General features: G+C 65.1%; 21 protein-coding genes. 9 read left to right on the top strand and 12 right to left on the bottom strand.

From position 1 onward, the window contains the following. Positions 1-91: 91 nt before the first annotated feature. The gene (locus U0025_RS00680) at positions 92-961 is read left to right on the top strand and encodes an FAD:protein FMN transferase (RefSeq protein ID WP_004210500.1); all 870 of its coding nucleotides are present in this window, start codon (positions 92-94) and stop codon (positions 959-961) included. Between the two features lie 232 nt (positions 962-1,193). Then, positions 1,194-1,577 carry a hypothetical protein gene (locus U0025_RS00675; RefSeq protein ID WP_139278723.1) on the top strand — a complete coding sequence of 128 codons (384 nt, stop codon included), beginning with the start codon at positions 1,194-1,196 and terminating at the stop codon, positions 1,575-1,577. A 225-nt stretch (positions 1,578-1,802) separates the two neighbouring features. Here U0025_RS00675 and U0025_RS00670 read toward each other — a convergent pair whose 3' ends face one another. The 6 genes from U0025_RS00670 to U0025_RS00645 form a co-directional block, all read right to left on the bottom strand. Then, positions 1,803-4,361, bottom strand: coding sequence for a PepSY domain-containing protein (locus U0025_RS00670; RefSeq protein ID WP_004210498.1), 2,559 nt, complete (start codon positions 4,359-4,361; stop codon positions 1,803-1,805). 80 nt (positions 4,362-4,441) lie between these two features. After that, positions 4,442-4,711, bottom strand: a complete 270-nt coding sequence (locus U0025_RS00665; RefSeq protein ID WP_004210495.1) for a SemiSWEET family transporter — start codon at positions 4,709-4,711, stop codon at positions 4,442-4,444. A gap of 142 nt (positions 4,712-4,853) precedes the next feature. Further along, positions 4,854-7,457 (bottom strand): methionine synthase, encoded by a 2,604-nt coding sequence (metH, locus tag U0025_RS00660; RefSeq protein ID WP_004210494.1) that lies wholly within the window; start codon positions 7,455-7,457, stop codon positions 4,854-4,856. Positions 7,458-7,540: 83 nt separating this feature from the next. After that, positions 7,541-8,587: a homocysteine S-methyltransferase family protein gene (locus tag U0025_RS00655; RefSeq protein WP_004210492.1), complete on the bottom strand. Its 1,047-nt coding sequence runs from the start codon at positions 8,585-8,587 to the stop codon at positions 7,541-7,543. A gap of 98 nt (positions 8,588-8,685) precedes the next feature. After that, positions 8,686-9,606 (bottom strand): methylenetetrahydrofolate reductase, encoded by a 921-nt coding sequence (gene metF, locus U0025_RS00650; RefSeq protein WP_004210491.1) that lies wholly within the window; start codon positions 9,604-9,606, stop codon positions 8,686-8,688. Further along, positions 9,603-10,574 (bottom strand): ArsR/SmtB family transcription factor, encoded by a 972-nt coding sequence (locus U0025_RS00645; protein WP_004210490.1) that lies wholly within the window; start codon positions 10,572-10,574, stop codon positions 9,603-9,605. Before U0025_RS00645 ends, metF begins: the two co-directional genes overlap by 4 nt. Before the next feature lie 213 nt (positions 10,575-10,787). Between U0025_RS00645 and U0025_RS00640 the strand changes: the two genes are divergently transcribed. Both U0025_RS00640 and U0025_RS00635 read left to right on the top strand, forming a co-directional pair. Continuing rightward, positions 10,788-11,006, top strand: coding sequence for a hypothetical protein (locus tag U0025_RS00640; RefSeq protein ID WP_004210488.1), 219 nt, complete (start codon positions 10,788-10,790; stop codon positions 11,004-11,006). Positions 11,007-11,090: 84 nt separating this feature from the next. Continuing rightward, complete coding sequence (locus tag U0025_RS00635) at positions 11,091-11,324, top strand: hypothetical protein (protein WP_004210487.1); 234 nt, start codon at positions 11,091-11,093, stop codon at positions 11,322-11,324. A gap of 57 nt (positions 11,325-11,381) precedes the next feature. Here the strand turns inward: U0025_RS00635 and U0025_RS00630 are convergent, their stop codons facing one another. Next, entirely contained in the window at positions 11,382-11,825 is a 444-nt protein-coding gene (locus U0025_RS00630) for a glycine zipper 2TM domain-containing protein (protein WP_004210486.1), read from the bottom strand. A gap of 183 nt (positions 11,826-12,008) precedes the next feature. Here U0025_RS00630 and U0025_RS00625 point away from each other — a divergent pair, with 183 nt between their 5' ends. Next, positions 12,009-12,992 (top strand): esterase-like activity of phytase family protein, encoded by a 984-nt coding sequence (locus U0025_RS00625; protein ID WP_004210485.1) that lies wholly within the window; start codon positions 12,009-12,011, stop codon positions 12,990-12,992. A 117-nt stretch (positions 12,993-13,109) separates the two neighbouring features. Here U0025_RS00625 and rpmB read toward each other — a convergent pair whose 3' ends face one another. Next, on the bottom strand, positions 13,110-13,403 hold the full coding sequence (gene rpmB, locus U0025_RS00620) for a 50S ribosomal protein L28 (RefSeq protein WP_004210484.1): 294 nt from the start codon (positions 13,401-13,403) through the stop codon (positions 13,110-13,112). 153 nt (positions 13,404-13,556) lie between these two features. Between rpmB and U0025_RS00615 the strand changes: the two genes are divergently transcribed. Both U0025_RS00615 and U0025_RS00610 read left to right on the top strand, forming a co-directional pair. Then, a complete protein-coding gene (locus U0025_RS00615; protein ID WP_004210483.1) occupies positions 13,557-13,778 on the top strand; it encodes a hypothetical protein in 222 nt (73 codons plus the stop codon). 174 nt (positions 13,779-13,952) lie between these two features. Further along, on the top strand, positions 13,953-14,411 hold the full coding sequence (locus tag U0025_RS00610) for a nucleoside deaminase (protein ID WP_004210482.1): 459 nt from the start codon (positions 13,953-13,955) through the stop codon (positions 14,409-14,411). Here the strand turns inward: U0025_RS00610 and U0025_RS00605 are convergent. Next, entirely contained in the window at positions 14,373-16,286 is a 1,914-nt protein-coding gene (locus U0025_RS00605; protein WP_004210481.1) for a hypothetical protein, read from the bottom strand. The two genes, U0025_RS00610 and U0025_RS00605, sit on opposite strands and share 39 nt — an antisense overlap. 44 nt (positions 16,287-16,330) lie before the next feature. Between U0025_RS00605 and U0025_RS00600 the strand changes: the two genes are divergently transcribed. After that, positions 16,331-16,747, top strand: coding sequence for a GtrA family protein (locus U0025_RS00600; protein WP_004210480.1), 417 nt, complete (start codon positions 16,331-16,333; stop codon positions 16,745-16,747). Between the two features lie 18 nt (positions 16,748-16,765). Here U0025_RS00600 and U0025_RS00595 read toward each other — a convergent pair whose 3' ends face one another. After that, positions 16,766-17,659, bottom strand: a complete 894-nt coding sequence (locus U0025_RS00595) for an AraC family transcriptional regulator (protein ID WP_004210479.1) — start codon at positions 17,657-17,659, stop codon at positions 16,766-16,768. A gap of 189 nt (positions 17,660-17,848) precedes the next feature. On the opposite strand from U0025_RS00595, the gene U0025_RS00590 reads away from it, so the two are divergent. Next, positions 17,849-18,580, top strand: coding sequence for an SDR family oxidoreductase (locus U0025_RS00590; RefSeq protein WP_004210478.1), 732 nt, complete (start codon positions 17,849-17,851; stop codon positions 18,578-18,580). 77 nt (positions 18,581-18,657) lie between these two features. Here U0025_RS00590 and U0025_RS00585 read toward each other — a convergent pair whose 3' ends face one another. Beyond that, positions 18,658-19,461: a LytR/AlgR family response regulator transcription factor gene (locus tag U0025_RS00585; protein WP_004210477.1), complete on the bottom strand. Its 804-nt coding sequence runs from the start codon at positions 19,459-19,461 to the stop codon at positions 18,658-18,660. Continuing rightward, a complete protein-coding gene (locus tag U0025_RS00580; RefSeq protein ID WP_004210476.1) occupies positions 19,458-20,564 on the bottom strand; it encodes a sensor histidine kinase in 1,107 nt (368 codons plus the stop codon). The genes U0025_RS00585 and U0025_RS00580 overlap by 4 nt, the downstream gene beginning before the upstream one ends. Positions 20,565-20,591: the final 27 nt, after the last annotated feature.

Genomic DNA, 20,591 nt, shown 5'->3' with positions numbered 1-20,591 from the left:
CGTCCGGATCGCGATAGCGCCCGACCTGTCGCCCGAGCAATTTGCCGGGCGCCAGCGTCAGGGCGCTATCGTCACTTTGGGCGGGCCGACCATGGGCACCACATGGTCGGCCCGCATCGTCAATCCGCCCGCCGACTGCCAGCCCCATGTCGAGGCCGTGCTGGCCGCCGTCATCGGCGAGATGAGCAATTGGGAAGCCGGCTCCGACATCAGCCGCTTCAACCGCAGTCCGATCGGCCAATGGACCCGCCTGCCGCCCGCGATGATGGGCGTGCTGCGCGCGGGCCTGTCCATGGCCCGCCTGTCGAACGGCGCCTTCGACCCTGCGATCGGCGGCATCGTCGCGCGCTGGGGCTTCGGCCCGGCGCTCGCCGGCGGCAGCGCCACCGCCTCGGTCGCACCCTGGACCTGCATCGAACTCAATGGCGACCGCGCCCGGCGCACCGCCGACGTCGCGCTCGATTTTTCCGGCATCGCCAAGGGCTATGCCGTCGACGCGGTCGCGGCCTGTCTGCGCAGCCTCGGCCTCCCCAACTTCCTGGTGGAAATTGGCGGCGAACTACGCGGCGAGGGCGTCAAGCCCGATATCCAGCCCTGGTGGGTTGATGCCGAAGTGCCGCCGGGCCTCGACCTCCCGACGCTGCGGGTCGCGCTCTGCGGCCTTTCCATGGCCAGTTCGGGCGATTATCGCCGCTACCGGATGGAGGGCGATCGCCGCCTGTCGCACAGCATCGATCCCGCGACCGGCGCCCCCATTGCAGAGGGCGTCGCTGCCGTCACCGTGCTCCACGCCTCCGCCATGCTGGCCGACGCCTGGGCGACCGCAATCACCGTGCTGGGCGCCGATCGCGGCATGGCCCTCGCCACCCGCCACAACCTCGCCGCCCGCCTCATCCTGCGCACCGAAACTGGCGCCCAGGAATATATGACCCCCACCCTCGCCGCCATGCTGGCCGACTGAGGGCGACCTCAGGCGAGGTTGCCCCCAGCGGGCAGAGTTGGGGTGCGGACGGATTGATATTGGATCAGCATCGCTCAAGTCAGACGTTGCAGAGCGGGGTCGATCTGGCCATCGTCGCAACATGCAATGCCGCTTTATGAACCTCGCTCCTTTGATACTGTTGGTGACACAAGGGTGTGAACAGCAACCACAGCGGTTCTCGGATAACACTATTCAAGAGTTTCGAGAAGGAATGCCGGGCATCACCGAGGGATGCCTTAACAAGATTAAACATGGTGGTATCGAAGCGATGCCGTCGAGCACAGATGAATGCTTCGAGATGACACCAACCCGTCAGTGGAAAGGCCTATGGAGAAGAGAATTCGAGAATTCCCGCTTTTGTCCATCGCCCGCTGGTTCCTGCTCCTATCAAACTGCTGGCGACCGCATCTGGTTGTCGGGAAAGGCTCTAACCTCTTCGGCTAGCGACGAAGGCCTCTACGAAGTTGAGTTTGTGGGACGGCAAACAGCTCGCAAGGGAAGCTACGGGCACTTGAGCGCCTTCGACTATGAAATAATCGTCGATAAGGTAGTCAACTTACGTCTGGTTTCAGATGCCGCGACTTTAGCCGAGTAAGGCTGCGAATGGTCGCTTCCAGACCATCCTCCCCTGGTCGCTTCTTGCCGGGCAGCTTTTCCGCCCAGGTGCGGACCGACCGATAACGGGACCGTCGGGCACCGATCGGCCCAGCGGACGGCGTCAGGGGAGCGAACGAGGCATAGCCCCTCTTTGAAAGGGAGGAGAGGAAGCAAGGTCCGCCTCAACTTGCTTCCAAACCGCCCAGACTTCGCCAATCCGCCCTTAATAGACGTCGCGCTTGTAGCGGCCGACCTCGGCCAAGTCATTGAGCATCGCCTCGCCCAGGATCGCGATCAGCGCCTGATGGACGCTCTGCGCCATGCCTTCCAGGCTGCCGCAGACCAGGATGGTCGCGCCCTTGCCGATCCGTTCGCGCAGTTCCGCGCCCGCGTCCGCCAGCAGATGCTGGACATAGCGGCCGCAATCCGCATCGCGCGAAAAGCTGCGGTCCAGCCGTGCCAGCGTGCCATCCGCCAGCCAGGCCGACAGTTCCGCATCGAAATAGCGCTCATGCGCCCGGCTGCGCTCGCCGAACAGCAGCCAGTGGCCGCCCATCCCGTCATTGGCGGCGGCGCGCAGATGGGCGCGCAGCCCGGCAATACCGGTGCCATTGCCGATCAGGATCATCGCGCCGCGCGCCGCCGGATCGGTGCGGAAGCCCGGATTGGGCCGCACCCGCATCATCGTCGTCTCGCCCGGCACCATATGCGCGGTCAGCCAGCCCGAACCGATGCCCAGCCGCCCGTCATCATCGCGCACCTGCCGCACCACCAGGTCCAGCACGCCATCGGCCATGATCGACGCCGCCGAATATTCGCGCGCCGGCAGCGGGCGCAACGCGCGCGCCGCCGCCATGGTGAGCGGGGTTCCGGCTTCGGGCAGCATCGCGCGTGCCAGTTCCGCCCGCAACGCCGCCGGCACAGCGATCAAGTCGCCCTCGGGCGCCTGGCTGGCCAGCAGCGCCTCGACCGCCGCGGGCGCGTTGCAGGGGTGGAGTTCGACGATATCGCCCGCCTGCCATTCGGGCACATCCGTGCCGACCGGCTCGAACTGCAGATGATAGGCGGTCAGCGCCGGACTGTCCGGATTGAGCGCGTGGCGCGCCACCAGGCGCCACGGCGTGAACGGGATCACCATCTGGCCCCGATCACCCTCGCCCGCGCCCAGATCATGCAGCGCATCATGCCAGGCCTGCTCCGCCGCTTCATCGTCATGCCCCATGGCGATCAGCGGGAAGAGCGGCTGCGCGCCCGCCCCCGCCATCCAGCCGTCGACAGTGATGCCGAAGGCGCAGAAATCGGGATATTCCCGGTCGCCGATCGCCAGCACGCCATAATGGACATGGCCAAGATCGATCGGGCCGCCGCGCAGCAGCCGGCTGGCAAAGCCGCGCGCCATGTCCGGCGGCTCACCCTCACCATAGGTCGAAACGACGAACAGGATGCGCTGCGCGCCCGCCAGCATGTCGCGGGTCAGTCGGCCGACCGGCACCACCTGTGCCCGCACCCCGCCATGGGCTAGCGCCTGCGCCGCGTTGCGCGCGCGAATCTCGGCTGTCCCGGTCTGGCTGGCATAGGCGATCAGCAGGTCGCCGCCGCCCATATCGCCCCCCGCAACCGCCGCGACATCGCCGGCAAGCGCCCGCGCCGCCTGCTTGCGCTTGCGGCGCGAGAGATAGAGCAGGAAGCCGGTCACCGTGAACAGCGGCATGGTGAGGCTGGTGAGCATCATGATGATGCGGCCGGGCAGCCCGAAAAAGGCGCCGCGGTGCAGTTCATAGACGCTCTGGGTGATGATCACGCCCAGCGGCCGGCGATCATAAAGGTCGCGCTTTTCCAGCGCATAGCTGGCCGGATCATAGCTATATTTGTCGGTCTGGCGCAGATGGCGCGCGCCTTCGGGCCGGGCGTCGAAGCTGATCGTCTTCATCGGCTGCGACGGCGCAGGCTGGGTGATGCGCACCCAGATATAGTCATTGCCGGTGGCGCGGCGGAAGGCGGTCCAGGCCGGATCGATCGACGGCCGCGGCGCGATCCCGTCGCGCTTCTCCGAACGCCGGCCTTCCTCGCTCGGCGTCTTGCCGGTCAGGCTGTATATCACCCCCTGCCGATACCAGTCATAGCTCCACCACAGGCCGGTGAGCGCGCTCAGCAGATAGAAGAGCAGCACCCAGGTGCCGATCACGACATGCAGCGCGCGCCACAGGTTGCGCCCCGTCTTGCGCAGGTCCAGCACCAGCCAGGCGCGCCAGTCCAGCGCCTGCCGCGGCCAGCGCAGATAGAGGCCGGACAGAGCGAAGAAGATCAGCGCAATCGCGCTGAAAGCAGTGATCTGCCGGCCGATGCCATTGCCGCCGCCCGGCAGCGCCAGCCAGCGATGCAGATCATCCATCAGGTGGAAAAAGCCTTCGCCCGCCGGCGCGCCCAGCCAGGCGCCGGTAGCCCGATCGACCTGCCCCTGCTTGCGGCCGCGCCCTTCGCTCGACGACAGGCGCACGCTGTGCGACCGGTCGCGCGCCATTTCCCAGTCCAGCCGCGCGATATAATAGCCCGGATTGTCGGCCTGCACCCTGGCGATCAACTGGTCGGGCGACAGGTCCGGCCCGGCCGGCACGCCGGGCGCATAGAGGCGCGGCGACAGCGCCTCGCTGATCTCGTCCTCGAAGCTCATGGTCGCGCCGGTCACGCCCATCAGCGCCAGCACCAGGCCGGCGGTGATCCCCAGGAACCAGTGGATCTGGAACAATATGCGCTTGGTCACCGGGGCTCCGTTGGCTGTCATCCGAAAGCCCAGCCTATTACGCATCTGCAACATGAATGCAATTGCGACTTAGTTTCAAGCAAACCGGGTCAAGATCAGCCCTAAAGCGCGGTGTAGAGGCAGGTCGCGCCCAGGATGATACCGGGCACATTGGCGACGATGATCGGCCAGTCCTTGTCCTTGTGCAGCCAGCCATAGGCCGCCCACAGGCAGGTATTGAGCACGGTCGCCAGCGGCTGGATCACCGATCCCTTGTCCCCGGCCAGGTTCATCCGGATCTGGTCCAGATAGGAACCATACATGAGGATGGCGGTGACGGTCGCGATCCAGCCGACCACCCGCAACGTCCGCTCGTCGAGATGCCGTGCCATCCTACCCCCATGCCTGTCGTCGGCGGCACTTAGCCACCGACCGCCGCCCGCGCGCAAGACCGCAATTACCCGGAGGCACGCATGGCACCGCCGGGCGTGGGGTAGCAGGCAACCTCCCCTCGATGAAGGGAGGCGCCGGGCGTCAGTCCAGGTTCGGGCGCAGATAGCGTTCGGCGGTTTCCAGGTCGATGCCGCGGCGGCCGGCATAATCTTCCAGCTGGTCGCGGCCGACGCGGGCGACGCCGAAATATTCCGCCTGTTGGTGGCCGAAATAGAAGCCGCTGACCGCCGCCGTCGGCAGCATGGCGAAGCTTTCGGTGAGCGTCGCGCCGGTCGCATGATGGGCGTCCAGCATCTCGAACAGGATGGGCTTCAAACTATGTTCCGGACAGGCCGGATAGCCGGGTGCCGGGCGGATACCGCGATATTCTTCCTTGATCAGCGCTTCGTTGGTCAGCTGCTCACCCTCGGCATAGCCCCAGAGCGCGGTGCGGACATAATGGTGCAGACGTTCGGCAAAGGCTTCGGCGAGACGGTCGGCCAGCGCCTTGAGCAGGATATCCGAATAATCGTCGATCGCATTCTTGAAGCGGGCGAGGTGCGGTTCGATGCCGTGGATCGACACGGCAAAGCCGCCCATCCAGTCGCCATCATGGCTGATGAAGTCGGCAAGGCACATGTTCGCCCGGCCTTCGCGCTTGGCGATCTGCTGGCGCAGCATCGGCAGGGTGTAATGCTTCTCGTCCTCGACATGGACGATGATGTCGTCGCCCTGACGACGGCAGGGCCACAGGCCCGCGACGCCGCGCGCGGTCAGCCATTTCTCTTCGATGATCTTGCCCAGCATCTTCTGCGCATCGGCGAACAGGCTGCGGGCGCTTTCGCCGACAATCTCGTCCTCCAGGATGGCGGGATAATTGCCGGCCAGCTCCCAGGCGCGGAAGAAGGGGGTCCAGTCGATATAGTTGACCAGATCCTTCAGATCCCAGTCGGGGAAGCGGTGGGTGCCGGGCAGCAGCGGGCGCGGCGCCTTGAGGCTCTCGTCCATCTCGAAGGCGTTGGCGCGGGCGTCCTCGAGCGACAGGAGCTGGCTCTGCCCCTTGTTCGCGCGGGCGACGCGGACATGCTCATAATCATCCTTGGTCTTCTGAACGAAATCGGCCTTCTGCGTTTCGGAGACGAGCGCGGTGGCGACGCCGACCGCGCGGCTGGCGTCGAGCACATGGACGACCGGGCCGGTGAAGGCCGGGTCGATGCGCAGCGCGGTGTGGACGCGCGAGGTGGTCGCGCCGCCGATCAGCAGCGGCATGGTCATGTTGGCGCGCTGCATTTCCGCCGCCACCGTCACCATCTCGTCGAGCGAGGGGGTGATGAGGCCGGACAGGCCGATCATGTCGGCGTCATTCTCGTTCGCGGCCTTGATGATGTCCTGCCAGGGCACCATCACGCCCATGTCGATCACCTCGAAGCCGTTGCACTGGAGCACGACGCCGACGATATTCTTGCCGATATCATGGACGTCGCCCTTGACCGTCGCCATGATGATCTTTCCCTTGCCCTTGGCGCCGGGTTCCTTCGCCGCCTCGATATAGGGCAGAAGATGGGCGACCGCCTTCTTCATGACGCGGGCGGACTTCACCACCTGGGGCAGGAACATCTTGCCCGCGCCGAACAGGTCGCCGACCACGTTCATGCCGTCCATCAGCGGGCCTTCGATCACCTCGATCGGCTTGGTTGCGGCGAGGCGGCATTCCTCCGTATCCTCGACCACATACATGTCGATGCCCTTGACCAGCGCATGTTCGAGGCGCTTGGCGACCGGCCAGCCGCGCCATTCCTGCGCGGCCTTTTCCGATGCGGCATCCTTGCCCTTGAAGCTTTCCGCGAGCGCGACGAGGCGATCGCCGGCTTCGGGATCGCTGTTGAGGAGGACGTCTTCGCACGCCTGACGCAAGGCCGGGTCGATCGCGTCATAGACGTCGAGCTGGCCGGCATTGACGATCGCCATGTCGAGGCCGGCGGGAATGGCGTGGTAGAGGAAGACCGAGTGCATCGCCCGGCGCACCGGCTCGTTGCCGCGGAAGGAGAAGGAGAAGTTCGACAGGCCGCCCGAGATATGGACATGCGGGCAGCGCTTCTTGATCTCGCGGCAGGCCTCGATGAAGTCGACGCCGTAATTGTTATGCTCCTCGATTCCCGTCGCGACGGCGAAGATATTGGGATCGAAGATGATGTCCTCGGGCGGGAAGCCGATGGTCATCAGCAGCTTGTAGGCGCGCTCGCAAATCTCGACCTTGCGCGCCTGGGTGTCGGCCTGACCGGTCTCGTCGAAGGCCATGACCACCACGGCGGCGCCATAGGCCATGCAGAGTTTCGCATGATGCAGGAAGGCCTCTTCGCCCTCCTTCATGCTGATCGAGTTGACCACCGGCTTGCCGGAGACGCACTTCAGCCCCGCTTCGATGACTTCCCATTTGGAGCTGTCGATCATGACGGGGACGCGGCTGATGTCCGGTTCCGAGGTCATGAGCTTGAGGAAGGTGGTCATCGCCTCGACCGCGTCGAGCAGGCCCTCGTCCATGTTCACGTCGACGATCTGCGCGCCATTTTCGACCTGCTCGCGGGCGATGTCGATGGCGGCGGCATAGTCGCCGGCCATGATCAGCTTCTTGAACTTGGCGGAGCCGGTGACGTTGGTGCGCTCGCCGATGTTGACGAAGGTGGCGGTGGAGGTCTGCGTGGTCATTCTATCAATCCGTTCGCTTCGAGCCTGTCGAGAAGCGTTGCGCGCCCGGTTCTCGACAAGCTCGAACCGAACGGTGGGAGGTTTCAGGCAGCTATGTGCATCGGTTCGAGACCCGCGAGGCGCGTCACGACCGTCAGTTCGGGCACCACGCGCGGCTTGTGGCCGTCCAGCGCCTTCGCCACCGCGCCGATATGGGCGGGCGTCGTGCCACAGCAGCCGCCGACCATGTTGACCAGCCCTTCATCCACCCACTGACGGATCAGCTTCGCGGTGGTTTCCGGCAGCTCGTCATATTGGCCCAGTTCATTGGGCAGGCCGGCATTGGGATAGGCCAGGATCAGCGTGTCGGCATTTTTCGACAGTTCGGCGAGATAAGGCCGCAGCAGGTCCGCCCCGAAGGCGCAGTTCACGCCGATGGTCAGCGGCTTCAGGTGGCGCAGCGAATACCAGAAGGCGTTGATCGTGTGGCCCGACAGGTTTCGGCCCGACATGTCGGTGATGGTGAAGCTGAGCATCACCGGCACCGAACGACCTGCCGCTTCCTCCGCCTCGCGCGCGGCCATGCCGGCGGCCTTGGCATTGAGCGTATCGAAGCAGGTTTCGATCAGCAGGAAGTCGACGCCGCCGGCGATCAGCGCATCGCACTGTTCGCGATAATCGGCCTTGAGCGTGTCATAGTCGACCTCGCGATAGGCGGGATCGTTGACGTCGGGCGAGATGCTGAGCGTCTTGTTGGTCGGGCCGATCGAGCCGCAGACGAAGCGGGGCTTGCCGTCCTTCGCCGTCGCCTTCTCGCAGGCGGCCCGCGCGATCTTGGCGGCGGCGACATTGATGTCCCACACCAGATGCTCGCAGCCATAGTCGGCCATCGCGATCTTGGTCGAGGAGAAGGTGTTGGTCTCGATCATGTCGGCGCCATTGTCGAGATAGGCGGTGTGAATGCCCTCGACGATGTCCGGCCGGGTCAGGCAGAGCAGGTCATTATTGCCCTTCTGGTCCTTGGCCAGGTCCAGGTCGCCGCGATAATCGGCTTCGGTCAGCCCGTGCTTCTGAATCGAGGTGCCATAGCCACCGTCGAAGATCAGGATCTTTTCCGCCGCCAGGGCGCGCAATTTCTGTTCAGCGTTCATCGTCATATCACCTCGTCCCGTTCGGTTCGAGCTTGTCGAGAACCCTCGCGCTTACGGTTCTCGACAAGCTCGAACCGAACGGAGGGGATGGTTTCAAATCAGGCGTCCACCGCAACCTGAGGCCTCAACCCCAGTAGATGGCAGATCGCATAGCTTAGTTCCGCCCGGTTGAGCGTATAGAAATGGAAGTCGCGCACGCCGCCCATATAGAGGTTGCGGCACAGTTCGGCCGCCAGCGTGGCGGAGACGAGCTGGCGCGCGGCGGGATGCTGGTCCAGCCCGTCGAACAGGCGGCCCATCCAGGCGGGGACATCCGTGTTGCACATCGCCGACATGCGCTGGACCGCGGCGAAATTGCTGACCGGCATGATGCCGGGAATGACGTCCGCGTCGATGCCGGCGGCGGCGACCGTGTCGCGGAAGCGGAAGAAGGTATCCGCCTCGAAGAAGAATTGGGTGATCGCACGGGTCGCGCCGGCATCGATCTTGCGCTTGAGATTGTCGATGTCGCTCTGCGCACTCAGCGCATCGGGATGGGTTTCGGGATAGGCGGCGACCGAAATCTCGAAATCATGGCGCTTGCGCAGCCCCTCGACCAGTTCGGCCGCGCCCTTGTAACCATCGGGGTGCGGCTGGAAGGCGGTGCCGGCTTCCGGCGGATCGCCGCGCAGCGCGACGATATGGCGCACGCCCGCTTCCCAATAGGCGTCGGCCACTTCGTCGATCTCGGCCTTGCTGGCGGCGACGCAGGTCAGGTGCGCGGCGGCGGCCAGCGGCGTTTCCTTCGCGATGCGGGCGACCGTATTATGGGTGCGCTCGCGGGTGGAACCACCCGCGCCATAGGTCACCGACACGAACTTTGGCGCCAGCGGCGTCAGCGTCTCGATCGCCGACCAGAGCTGCTCCTCCATCTTCTCCGTCTTGGGCGGGAAGAATTCGAAGCTCACATTGAGGTCGCCGGCCAGATCCGCATAGAGCGGCCCTTCGGCATCATTGCGGGCGCGGTCAGTCTGGGTCATGCGGAAATCCGTTCTTCGATGGGCAGGATGTCGGCGCCGCGCTGGCGCCCGAGCCATAATTGTACCGTCAGTTCCTGGCCGGGCAGCATGTCCACCCGCTCCAGTTCCAGGCCCGCCTGCGCGAACCAGCCTTCGATCTGCATGTCGGAAAAGCCCAGGCGCGCATGCTGGTCGCGCGTGCGCAGCTCCTCGCGTTCATGGGCGGCGAAATCGACGATCAGCACCCGGCCGCCGGGGCGCAGCACCTGTGCCGCCTGCGCGATCACATGCTCGGGCGCCTGGGCATAATGCAGCACCTGATGCAGCAGCACCGTGTCGACACTGGCGGGGTCGATCGGCAGCGCGGCGAAATCGCCGAGCAGCAGCGCATATTTGTCGCCCGCATCCTCGGGCAGCTTGGCGCGGGCGAGCCGCAACATATCGGGGCTGCGATCAAGCGCCGTCACCTGATCGGCGGCGGGGCCGAACAATTCGATCATCCGCCCGGTGCCGGTGCCGATGTCGAGAAGATGGCCGATCGCCTGCCCGTCCAGCATCGCGCGCATCGCCGCTTCCACATCGGCTTCGGCGACATGGAGCGAACGGATCGCATCCCATTCCTCGGCATGTTCGGCGAAATAGGCTTCGGCAGCGCGCGCCCGCTCGGCCCGCACGGCAGCAAGGCGCGCGAGATCCGCGCTCTGCCAGGCGGCTTCGGCGGCTGACGGCTGCAACTGGTCGAACAAGGTGATGAAGGGCTGAAGCGACGCCGCCTGCCCCAGCCGCAGGAAGACCCAATTGCCCTCCTTGCGCCGCTCGACCAGGCCGGATTCCACAAGAATGCGGATATGGCGCGACACGCGCGGCTGGCTCTGGTCGACCACTTGCGCCACTTCGCCCACGGCCAGTTCCATCGCCCGCAACAGGTGGACGATGCGCAGCCGCGTCGGGTCTCCAAGAGACCGGAAAATGTCGAGGGCGCCACTCATGCGGCAATCATATAAAGAAATCTTTATATGCGTCAATGGCCGTCCATTGCGGGCACTTCCGACAAAAACCGCGCCTTATCAGGCCCTCCCGCTCAGGAATGGGATTGCCTTGCTTCGCCCAAAGCATTACGAATCAGCGCGCAGGCGCAATGGGGGGTGAGCTTTTCTCCGAGAGTGGTCTGCATCTTTTTTTTCTCTGAGAGGGGTTTGCCCATGTCCAAGTCGATTGCTCTTTCGCTCGTTCTCGCCGCTTCGCTGGGTCTGGCTGCTTGCGGTGGCCACACCGCCGAAAACGCTGCCAACAACGCCGCCAACGCTGCTGAGAACGCTTCGAACGCTGCCGACAACGCCATGAACGCCGCGATGAACGCTGCCGACAACGCTGCGAACGCCGCTTCGAACGCGACCAACAACGTCGCCAACGCGATGTAATTTCCCTTTCGGGAAGAGTTTCTTGGGAAAGGGCCGCACCGGAAACGGGAGCGGCCCTTTTCTTGTGCGCGAAAGGATCGGCAATTGACCAAGCGACCTGCCCTGCTGCTCCTGCTGGCGCTGGGCGCCTGCAATTCCGGCCAGGATGATGGCGTCGGCGGCGTCAGCGCGGCCGAAGCCAGCGCGCTCAATGCCGCCGCGGCGCAGCTGGATGCGCGCGCCGGTGCCGCTTCGCCGCAGGAGGCCGGGCTCAACCCCGCCGCCGTCGCGGCCGCCCGCGCCGACCGGCGACAGGCCGGGGGCAATGCCGCCCGATAGCAAAAGGCCGCCCCCTTCACGGGGACGGCCCTTCAAAGTCACCAGATGGGGTGACGCTTAGCAGTTGCGGTCGATCGCGCGGCCAGCCAGCGCACCGACGCCTGCGCCGATGATGGCGCCCGTGGTGCCGTCGCCACGACCATAGCGGCTGCTGCCCTTACCGACTTCGTTGCCGAGCAGGCCACCGGCGATCGCACCGATGATGGTGCCGCCCGTGCCATTGTCCCGGCAGCGATAGCCGCCACGATAGCCCCGATAATCATTGCGGTAATAATTGCCGCGATAACCGCCGCGATAGCCACGGTCGCCGCGATAATAGTCGCCCCGATAGCCGCGATAGCCACGGTCACCGCGATAGCCGCGATCACCCCGGTAATAGTCGCCGCGTTCATAGCCGCGGCCCCAGCCATCGCGCGCCATGGCGGGGGTCGCGGTGACGGCGAGGGAGGCAGCGCCCATGGCGAGCGCAGCACCCAGATTGATCAGATACTTCATCTTCATGGCGTTGCTCCTCAGATTGCCATTTCCGCGGTGAACCGGACGGGCCGATCACCAGGATTGATGCCCTTATGACCGATTCGCGTTGAGTGGAGCCTGAATGGCGGTGACAGCCACCGTTCAGCTGCCAACGCTTCGCCACTCCCCTGCTGCGTCCCGCCGACATTTCCCCTATGGCGGAGCGCGATGCATCGAATCCTGATCGTTCTCGCTCTTGCGATCCTGCTGCTGCCTGCCCCGCCGTCCACCAAGCCCGCCGCCGTGCGGCCGGGCACCTTGCTGGTGACGGCGCGGGCGGTGCCGCTCGACAGCAGCGATCCCGATCGCCGCCGGGTCGGCACGCTCACCTATCTGGGCGGCTGGCAGCTTGGCAGCGACAATCCGGGCTTTGGCAGCATATCCTCGCTGCTGGTCGACGGGCCGGGCCAGATATTGGCGCTGAGCGATGCCGGCGTGCTGATGGGCTTCCATGTCGGCCCCGGCCGCGCCAGTCGCCGCCCCTTCATCGCGCCGCTGCCGGTGCGGGCGCAGGACAGGGACCGGCCCTGGTGGTCCTGGGATTCGGAATCCATGACCCATGATCCGGCCAGCGATCGCTATTGGGTCGGTTTCGAGCTGCTCCAGGCGATCTGCCGCTATTCGCCCGGCTTCGCGCGGGTGGAGGCGTGCCGGACCTGGCCGGAAATCGTCGCCTGGCCCAAGACCGGATCAATCGAATCCTTCACCCGCCTGCCCGACGGCCGCTTCATCGCGATCGGCGAGATGGGCATGACCGCCGACGGCCATCATGACACATTGCTCTGGTCGGGCGATCCGGCCGAACATGACACGGCCGATCCGATCCATCTCCATTATGTCGCGCCGCAGGGCTATCGCCCGACCGACATGGTCGCGCTGGACGATCACCATCTGCTGGTGCTGAACCGGCGTCTGACCCTGCAGGAACTGTTCACCGCGACGATCGCGATGATCGAGCTGCCGGCACATCCCGCACCGAACACGGAACTGCGCGCCCGGACGCTGGCGCGGCTGGCGCCACCGCTGCTGGCCGACAATTTCGAAGGACTGGCGCTCAGCCGGGAACAGGGCCGGACGATCCTGTGGGTCGCCTCCGACGACAATCACGAATTCTTCCAGCGCACCTTGCTGCTGAAATTCCGATTGGATTGATCGGGGTCGGGGCGCGGACTGGTGCGGCGCATTCCCTGCCGCGCAGGGAATATCAAGAAACGCAAAAAAGCGGCCTGTTGCCAGGCCGCTTCTTATGCCGAAACGAATCGAAGCGAATCAGGCGGCTGCGGCTGCCTGCTTCTTGACGATGTCGCGCTTCAGGCGACGGGCCTTCAGCGACAGCTTGTCGTCGCTGGTCTTGACCAGCCAGTTGTCGAGGCCGCCATTATGCTCGACCGAGCGCAGACCATGGGTCGACACGCGCAGCTTGACGGTGGTTTCCAGCGTTTCGGAGATCAGCGACACGTTCTGCAGGTTCGGCAGGAACACGCGCTTGGTCTTGTTGTTGGCGTGGGAAACATTGTGACCCACCTGGCGACCCTTACCGGTCAGCTCGCAAATGCGCGACATAGTCAATCAACCTTTGAAATTCGGGTTCGTTCGGAAAGCGGCGCCGATAGCGGGATTCCCGCTCGCCGTCAACCTTCCGCTCGGTTCGTGGCACTATCGCAACCATTTCACCGGGCCCCGCGTTCATCCCCCCGTTCAACAGAGGAGAGTGCCATGCGTTTCATCGGCGGATTGCTGCTGATCGCGCTTATCGTCATCGGCGCCGGGATAGCAACCGGATTCATCGACCTGCAGAAGACTCAGGAAGGTCGTCTGCCCGAAGTCTCCGTAAAACAGGGCGCCCTGCCCAAATATGAGGCGAGCGTCGCCAAGGTCGAAGTGGGCAGCCGCAACGAAACGGTCGAGGTTCCGACCGTTGACGTGAAGAAGCCCTGAGTCGATTCGCGGCATTTTGATGCGCCGCCCGGCGCATGGACGGCACCAGCCCGCACCCCCACCCGGCCGCCCAACAGCCTATCCTGGAATGGGAGGCCGGGTGGGGGTTCAGCCGAGTCCCGTGCCTTCCGCTGAAGGCTGGTGCAGCTCTCCCTCTCCGACTAAGGCGGGGTCATGACCTCGCCCTTTCCCTTGCCCGAACCGATGCGCCGCGCCTTTGCGCTGGCGCGGCAAGCCGAAGCGGCGGGCGAGGTGCCGATCGGCGCCGTGGTCACGCGCGATGGCGTCATCATCGGCGAGGGCGAGAATCGCAACCGCCGCGACAATGACCCCACCGCCCATGCCGAAATGGTGGCGATTCGCGCGGCTGCTACCCGGATCGGCGACTTCCGCCTGACCGGCTGCGACCTGTGGGTGACGCTGGAGCCCTGTCCGATGTGCGCGGGCGCGATTTCCCACGCACGGGTTGCCCGGCTCTATTATGCGGTGTCCGACCCCAAGGGCGGCGCGATCGAACAGGGACCGCGCCTCTTTGCCCAGCCGCAATGCCTGCACCGCCCCGAAATCTATGGCGGGCTGGCCGAGGCGGAGGGATCAGCGCTGCTGCGCGACTTTTTTGCCGCCCGGCGCTGAGTAATCGATGCGGTAGAGCGTGTAGGGCAGCGTCATCGCCGTCTTGAGCGTCACCGGCTGCAACCAGGCCGGAATCGTGCCGCGCATCAGGTCCGCATAGAAGCCGCGCGGACTGCGCGACTGATAGATGGTCCCTTCGGGGAAATTCGGACAGACCAGCAAATAGGTCGCATGATGCTTCGCCGCGATCGGGCGGAAGGCGTCGGCCGGCCCGTCATAGGCATGATGCATGTCGAGGATCGTCGCGCCATTGCGATGATAGGGGCCGGCCACCGCGCTATGATGCGTCGTGGCGATGATGCGCGGCCCCAGATCGACCATGGTGAAGATGGTCGCGGGCGGCAACTGGTCCAGCACCTCCAGCGCCGGCAGGGTGCGACAGCGGCCATTGGCCTTTTTGATCGCGTCGGTGCGGGCAATGGCGGACGGGCGCCACGGCCTGGGCTTGGTGCCGGTCGCCTGCTGCCACAGCGCGATCACCTGCGGATAGAGCGGATAGGCACAGGCGATGGCGCCGACCAGCAGCGCGCCGATGCCCGCCAGGATGCGCACCCGGCGCGATCCGGTGAAGATCGCCGTCACCAGCCGCCATCCGGCCCAAGCGGCGGGTGGGATCGCCAGCAACTGCGCCGCCGGCCCGGCGCGCAGCTGCCAGAAGAGAAGAGCGGTCGAGAAGAGCATCATCAGGCCGATTGTCGCGAAGGCCCAGAGTCGGTCGCTGTCGCGCCGCAGTTCCCATAGCGCCCAGAGCAGGCCGATGAGGCCCACCGCCGGCAGCGCCATCAGCGGCACGACCAGGCTCTGCGCCTGCGCGGTGATAGGCTTGGCCTCGCGGATATTGGCGAGCCAGAGCTGCTGCAGCTCGGGCGAGATCTGATAGGGGGTCAGGCATTGCGGCCAGTTCAGAAGGAAGAACAGCCCCACCGCGCCGCCGACGATCATGCCGGCGATCAGCCGCTGCCACCAGAGCCGCAGCGGCAGGCGGCTCAAGAGCACCATGCCCGCGCCGGCCGCGCCGAACACCGCGACCCAGATGGGCGAGATGGCATCGCACACCATGTGGCGATTGTCGTAGCTGGCGAAGAGGACGTAGCAGAGCGAGGTCGCTCCCGCGAGGCTGAGGCCATAGGGCAGCATCCGCCGCCCAGCGCCATCGCGGAACACCCAGCGCAGCGCCACCAGCGCGCCGCCGGCGGCGAGATAGACGATCATCTCCATGCCGATCGCCACCGACAGGGCGCTCGACACGCCCGCCACCACGCCGCCGCGCAGCCAGTTGCGATCGATGAGGCCCGCCATCATCGTCAGCGCCAGCGCCAGCTGCCAGCCATGATGGTCGATCCGCATCGGCGCGAACATGCCCAGGCCCATCTGCGCGGCGAGCGGCGCCAGCACCGCGAACAGCCAGGCCCAGCGCGCACCGACCGCGTCGCCCGCCAGCCGGCGTGCGATCGATCCCAGACTCAGCATCAGCAGGAACAGCGGCAGCAGCGGCGCGATCGCGCAGGCAAGCCGGTCGGCCAGATCCTGTTCGACAAAGGCGCGGAAGAACAGCATGAGCCCAGCGAGCGGGATGTCGACCAGCCGCGACCAGTGGATATTGGCGCCGCCCGGCGGATCGAGCCGATATTGGCGCAGATCATACCAGCCCTGCCCGGCCAGCCAGTCCTTCACCTGGACGAAGCGGATATTGTCGTCCGTGTCGCTCAGCGTCAGCCAGTGGATGGCAGGCCAGCGATCGACCAGCATGCCGACCAGGATCGCGATCCAGATCAGGAAGGTCAGCCACTTCCAGTGGCGATCGGCATAGGCGGTGAGGATCGCGAACCAATGGGACGCGCGGGCGCGGAAAGCAGGCCAGCTTTGCAAATTCATGGCCGGTGGATTAGACGCTCCACACCAAAGCGCAACGGGGCTCCATGAAAATCATCGACCGACTGTCGCCGGCCCATCAGGCCCTGTTCTGGCAGATATTGCGCTATGGCATCAGCGGCCTGTTCATCACTGCCTGCCAGGCGGCGATCTACTGGACGCTGGCGGCGCCGGTGGGTCTCCATCCGCAGGTCGCCAACGGCATCGGTTATCTGTGCGCGGTGGCGATCGGCTATGTGCTGCACAATGCCTTCACCTTTCGCGGCCATGGCAGCCAGTCGGGCCATGCCGCGCGCGGTTTCCGCTTCGTCGCCGTCTCGCTGGTCAGCTATGCGCTCAACGCCCTGTGGGTCTATCTGTGCGTCACCCATATGCGCTGGCCCGAATGGTCGCCGATCCCGGCGATGATCTTCCTCACCCCCGCCGTGGTGTTCGGCCTCAACCGGCAATGGGTGTTCCGCTAAGGGAAATACCCCCCGATCTCAGATCGCCAGCGCCCGGTTCGGCATGGCGCGCAAGCGGCCGACGTCGCGCTGCGGTGGCGCGCCGAACAGGCGGCGATATTCGCGACTGAACTGGGACGGGCTGTCATAGCCGACCTGATAGCCAGCCTCGGCCGCGTCGATCCGCTGTGCCAGCATCATCTGCCGCGCCTGCTGGAGCCGCAGCTGCTTTTGATATTGCAGCGGCGTCATCGCCGTCGCGCGGCGAAAATGATCGTGGAAGCTCGACAGGCTCATGCCGGCAAGATCGGCCAGCACCGGGCCGCTGAACGGTTCGCGATAATGGGCCTTGAGCCAGCGGATCGCGCGCGCGATCTGGCCGGTGCGGCTGTCCCCGCTGGCAATCGCGCGCAGCAGTCCGCCACTCGGCCCCATCATCAACCGCAGCAGCAATTCCCGTTCGACCAATGGCGCCAGCAGCGCGGCACTGTCCGGCTGGCCGAGCAGGCCGGTGAGCCGGCTCGCCGCGTCCAGCAGTTCGGGCGTGATCGGATGGAGCGAGAGTGCCCGCCCTTCCTCCACCGCCGCAGCAGCCGGCAAGGCCAGCGCGATGTCGGACAGCATCGCCGGCTCGAGATAGAGGCAGAAGCAGAGATAGGGGCTGCCCGCATCCGCCTGCGTCACCGTGCCGGTGATCGGCAGGTCGAGCGAAGCGACCAGATAGCTGGCCGGCCCATAGGCTATGACCGCGTCGCCCATCATCACCTGCTTGGCGCCCTGCGCGATGATGCACAGCGCCGGGCGCTGGAGCATATGCACCGGCTCGCCCGGCTGCGACCAGCGCACCAGCGTCAGGCGCGGGATCAGCGTGTCGACTATGCCGTCCGCGTCCATATGGCGGGCGATCTGCTCGCCCAGATGCTCATGGCTCACCCACACCGCCTTCCAGGAATTTCAGGCAATCTGAATAGCCCATAAGCCCGCCAACCACCACGCCCGATCATTCATTCGGAATATCGTGCAATCATGGTGCAGGACCATTCTACCGCTCCGGGGCCGATCGGGCGCATTCCTGCTCCATCGGATCGGATGTCGATCCGCCTCAAGGATGGAGCTTCAATCATGGCTATCGAGAACAAGGTCATCGCGATCACCGGCGCCAGCAGCGGCATTGGCGAGGGCACGGCGCGGCTGCTGGCGGCGCGCGACGCGAAGCTGATGCTGGGCGCCCGCCGCACAGACCGGCTGGCCGCGCTTGCCGACGAACTCAATGCTGCCGGCGGCACGGTCGCCTTCCGCGCGCTCGACGTCACCGACCGCGCCGATGTCGAGGCGTTCATTGCCGCGACGCAGGCCGAATTTGGTCGCATCGACGTGCTGGTCAGCAATGCCGGGCTGATGCCGCTGTCGCGCTTCGACAGTTTGAAGGTCGAGGAATGGGACCGGATGATCGATGTCAACATCCGCGGCGTGCTGCACGGCATCGCCGCCGCCCTGCCCCGCTTCAAGGCCCAGGGCAGCGGCCATTTCGTCAACATCTCGTCGATCGGCGGCTATCGCGTCTGGCCGACCTGCGGCGTCTATTCGGCGACCAAATATGCGGTGCGCGCCATTTCCGACGGGCCGCGGATGGAGCATGACGATATCCGCGTGACCATCGTGTCGCCCGGCGTGGTCGAATCCGAACTGGCGAGCACCATCACCGAAGCGGGCGCCGCCGCCGCGATGGAGGATTTCCGCGCCATCGCCCTGACGCCCGACGCGATCGCCCGCGCCATCGCCTATGCGGTGGAACAGCCCGACGATGTCGATGTGAATGAATTGATCGTCCGTCCGGTGCGGACGATGGACTGAGGAAGGTGCGGGATCGGTTCAGGCCATCCCGCACCAAACGGCCGGCCGCCCCTGCACGGGCGGCCGGCGCCGTTTCGTCAGTGGACGAAACGCGCGACGACGTCGCGGTAGGAACGGCTGACCTTTACCTGGGCGCCGGATTCCAGCACCAGGAAGCATTCGCCGTTGGTATGGGGCTTCACCTGACGCACCTGACTCAGGTTGACGATGGTCGAGCGATGGACGCGCTGGAAATTGCGCGGGTCGAGCCGCTTTTCCAGATCCTTCATCGTCTCGCGCAGGATCAGCGAATTATCGGCGGTATAGATGCACATATAGTCGCCCGCCGCGTCGATCCGTTCGATCGAATCCACGTCGACGCGGAAAATCTGCCCGCGATCCTTGATGTTGATGAGCTTTTCGAAGCGGTTTGACGCCGGCGCATCTTCATCGCCATTGGCAAAGTCGTGCATCGCGTCGGGCGCCACTTCGGCCAGCACCTCGCGCAGCTTTTCCGCTTCCTGCACCTGCTTCTTTTCGGACAGGCGCAGGCGCACCCGGTCGAGCGCATCGGCCAGGCGGCCTTCGTCCACCGGCTTCATCAGATAATCGACCGCCTGTGCCTCGAAGGCGCGGATCGCATGGTCGCTATAGGCGGTGACGAAGATGAACAACGGCGGCTCGACCTCCATCATCCCCTGGACGACGGAGAAGCCGTCGAAGCCGGGCATCTGGATATCGAGGAACACAAGGTCGGGTTTATGCGTCTTGATGGCACGGATAGCTTCGCGGCCATTGGTGCAGGTCTCGATGATTTCGACATCCTCATGCGCTTGCAGACGGAGCTTAAGGCCTTGGATAGCCAGGCTTTCGTCGTCGACGAGGATTGTTCTGATGGTCATGCGGCCACTTTCGATGTTTCATCCATGTTAAGCGGAATTTCGATGATGACCGAAAATCCGCTTTGCGTGGAACGCGTTTCGAACCGCTGTCGTTCCCCGAAGGCCTGAATTAACCGGTCCCGGATGTTCGGCAGGCCGACGCCCGTCCCCTCGCTGACCGGAATGTGTGGCTTCATTGCGCCATCGTTCAATCCCGGCCCGCTGTCCGACACGACGATCCGGACATTTTCACCGGCAGGTTGCGCCGACACCGAGATTTCCGCCCCTTCCTCCTTGGGCGTGACCGCATATTTGATCGCATTTTCCACCAGCGGCTGCAGCAGCAGCGACGGCAGGCGTGCATGGGCGACCGAGGGATGGACGTCGAAGGACGGGCGCAACCGGTCCTCGAAGCGCATCTTCTCGATCTCCAGATAGAGTTTCAGCGTCTCGATCTCCTGCTCGATCGTCACCTGTGCGGTCGGCTCGTTGATCAGCGTATAGCGCAGAAAGGAGGACAGCCGCGACAGCATCGCATTGGCGCGCGTCGTTTCCTTGAGCAGCACCAGGGTCGAGATGGAATTGAGCGTGTTGAACAGGAAATGCGGATTGAGCTGATAGCGCAGCATGGCGAGCTGCGCGCTCGACGCCTGATTCTCCAGATGGAGCAGCTGGTCCGCCTGCTCCTCCACCGTCAGGTAGAAGTTGATCGCATAGTAAAGCGCCGACCAGGCCCCCAGCAGCGTCATCGACAGGTAGAAGGCGCCCAGGAACAGCTGCAACCCGGCGGTTTCGCTGCCCTTGTTCTGGGTCGAAAAGACCCAGGCGTCGATGAAGGCAACCATCGCGGCGGCGGCGACCACGGTAACGATCGACGCGCCCCAGGTCAGGATCGGCCGCTGTTTCTGCAGGAAACGGAAGGCGACCGCGATCAGCAAGGTCGCCGAATAGCCGGTGACGGTGGAGATCAGCACCGGGATCAGGCTGGACAGCGGCTGACCATTGGCGATGGTGGATGACCCGCGCAGCAGAAAGGCCCCGGCCCAGCCAAGCGACTGGAGGTTCCAGAAAGCGCGATTCTTGTCCGCGAAAAAGGGTTTTGGCTGCAGGGGATGGACTGACATTGCCGACAGCCTAGGCGATTTCAGCGC

Origin of the sequence: Sphingobium yanoikuyae (assembly GCF_034424525.1) — a bacterium.
Classification (GTDB): domain Bacteria; phylum Pseudomonadota; class Alphaproteobacteria; order Sphingomonadales; family Sphingomonadaceae; genus Sphingobium; species Sphingobium yanoikuyae.
This window is presented reverse-complemented; position numbering and strand designations above follow the sequence as displayed.

Coding starts and splice junctions, on each gene's coding strand:
- U0025_RS00680 (WP_004210500.1), top strand. CDS start 92: ATGGGCACCACATGGTCGGCCCGCATCGTCAATCCGCCCGCCGACTGC.
- U0025_RS00675 (WP_139278723.1), top strand. CDS start 1,194: ATGCCGGGCATCACCGAGGGATGCCTTAACAAGATTAAACATGGTGGT.
- U0025_RS00670 (WP_004210498.1), bottom strand. CDS start 4,361: ATGACAGCCAACGGAGCCCCGGTGACCAAGCGCATATTGTTCCAGATC.
- U0025_RS00665 (WP_004210495.1), bottom strand. CDS start 4,711: ATGGCACGGCATCTCGACGAGCGGACGTTGCGGGTGGTCGGCTGGATC.
- metH (WP_004210494.1), bottom strand. CDS start 7,457: ATGACCACGCAGACCTCCACCGCCACCTTCGTCAACATCGGCGAGCGC.
- U0025_RS00655 (WP_004210492.1), bottom strand. CDS start 8,587: ATGAACGCTGAACAGAAATTGCGCGCCCTGGCGGCGGAAAAGATCCTG.
- metF (WP_004210491.1), bottom strand. CDS start 9,606: ATGACCCAGACTGACCGCGCCCGCAATGATGCCGAAGGGCCGCTCTAT.
- U0025_RS00645 (WP_004210490.1), bottom strand. CDS start 10,574: ATGAGTGGCGCCCTCGACATTTTCCGGTCTCTTGGAGACCCGACGCGG.
- U0025_RS00640 (WP_004210488.1), top strand. CDS start 10,788: ATGTCCAAGTCGATTGCTCTTTCGCTCGTTCTCGCCGCTTCGCTGGGT.
- U0025_RS00630 (WP_004210486.1), bottom strand. CDS start 11,825: ATGAAGATGAAGTATCTGATCAATCTGGGTGCTGCGCTCGCCATGGGC.
- U0025_RS00625 (WP_004210485.1), top strand. CDS start 12,009: ATGCATCGAATCCTGATCGTTCTCGCTCTTGCGATCCTGCTGCTGCCT.
- rpmB (WP_004210484.1), bottom strand. CDS start 13,403: ATGTCGCGCATTTGCGAGCTGACCGGTAAGGGTCGCCAGGTGGGTCAC.
- U0025_RS00615 (WP_004210483.1), top strand. CDS start 13,557: ATGCGTTTCATCGGCGGATTGCTGCTGATCGCGCTTATCGTCATCGGC.
- U0025_RS00610 (WP_004210482.1), top strand. CDS start 13,953: ATGACCTCGCCCTTTCCCTTGCCCGAACCGATGCGCCGCGCCTTTGCG.
- U0025_RS00605 (WP_004210481.1), bottom strand. CDS start 16,286: ATGAATTTGCAAAGCTGGCCTGCTTTCCGCGCCCGCGCGTCCCATTGG.
- U0025_RS00600 (WP_004210480.1), top strand. CDS start 16,331: ATGAAAATCATCGACCGACTGTCGCCGGCCCATCAGGCCCTGTTCTGG.
- U0025_RS00590 (WP_004210478.1), top strand. CDS start 17,849: ATGGCTATCGAGAACAAGGTCATCGCGATCACCGGCGCCAGCAGCGGC.
- U0025_RS00585 (WP_004210477.1), bottom strand. CDS start 19,461: ATGACCATCAGAACAATCCTCGTCGACGACGAAAGCCTGGCTATCCAA.
- U0025_RS00580 (WP_004210476.1), bottom strand. CDS start 20,564: ATGTCAGTCCATCCCCTGCAGCCAAAACCCTTTTTCGCGGACAAGAAT.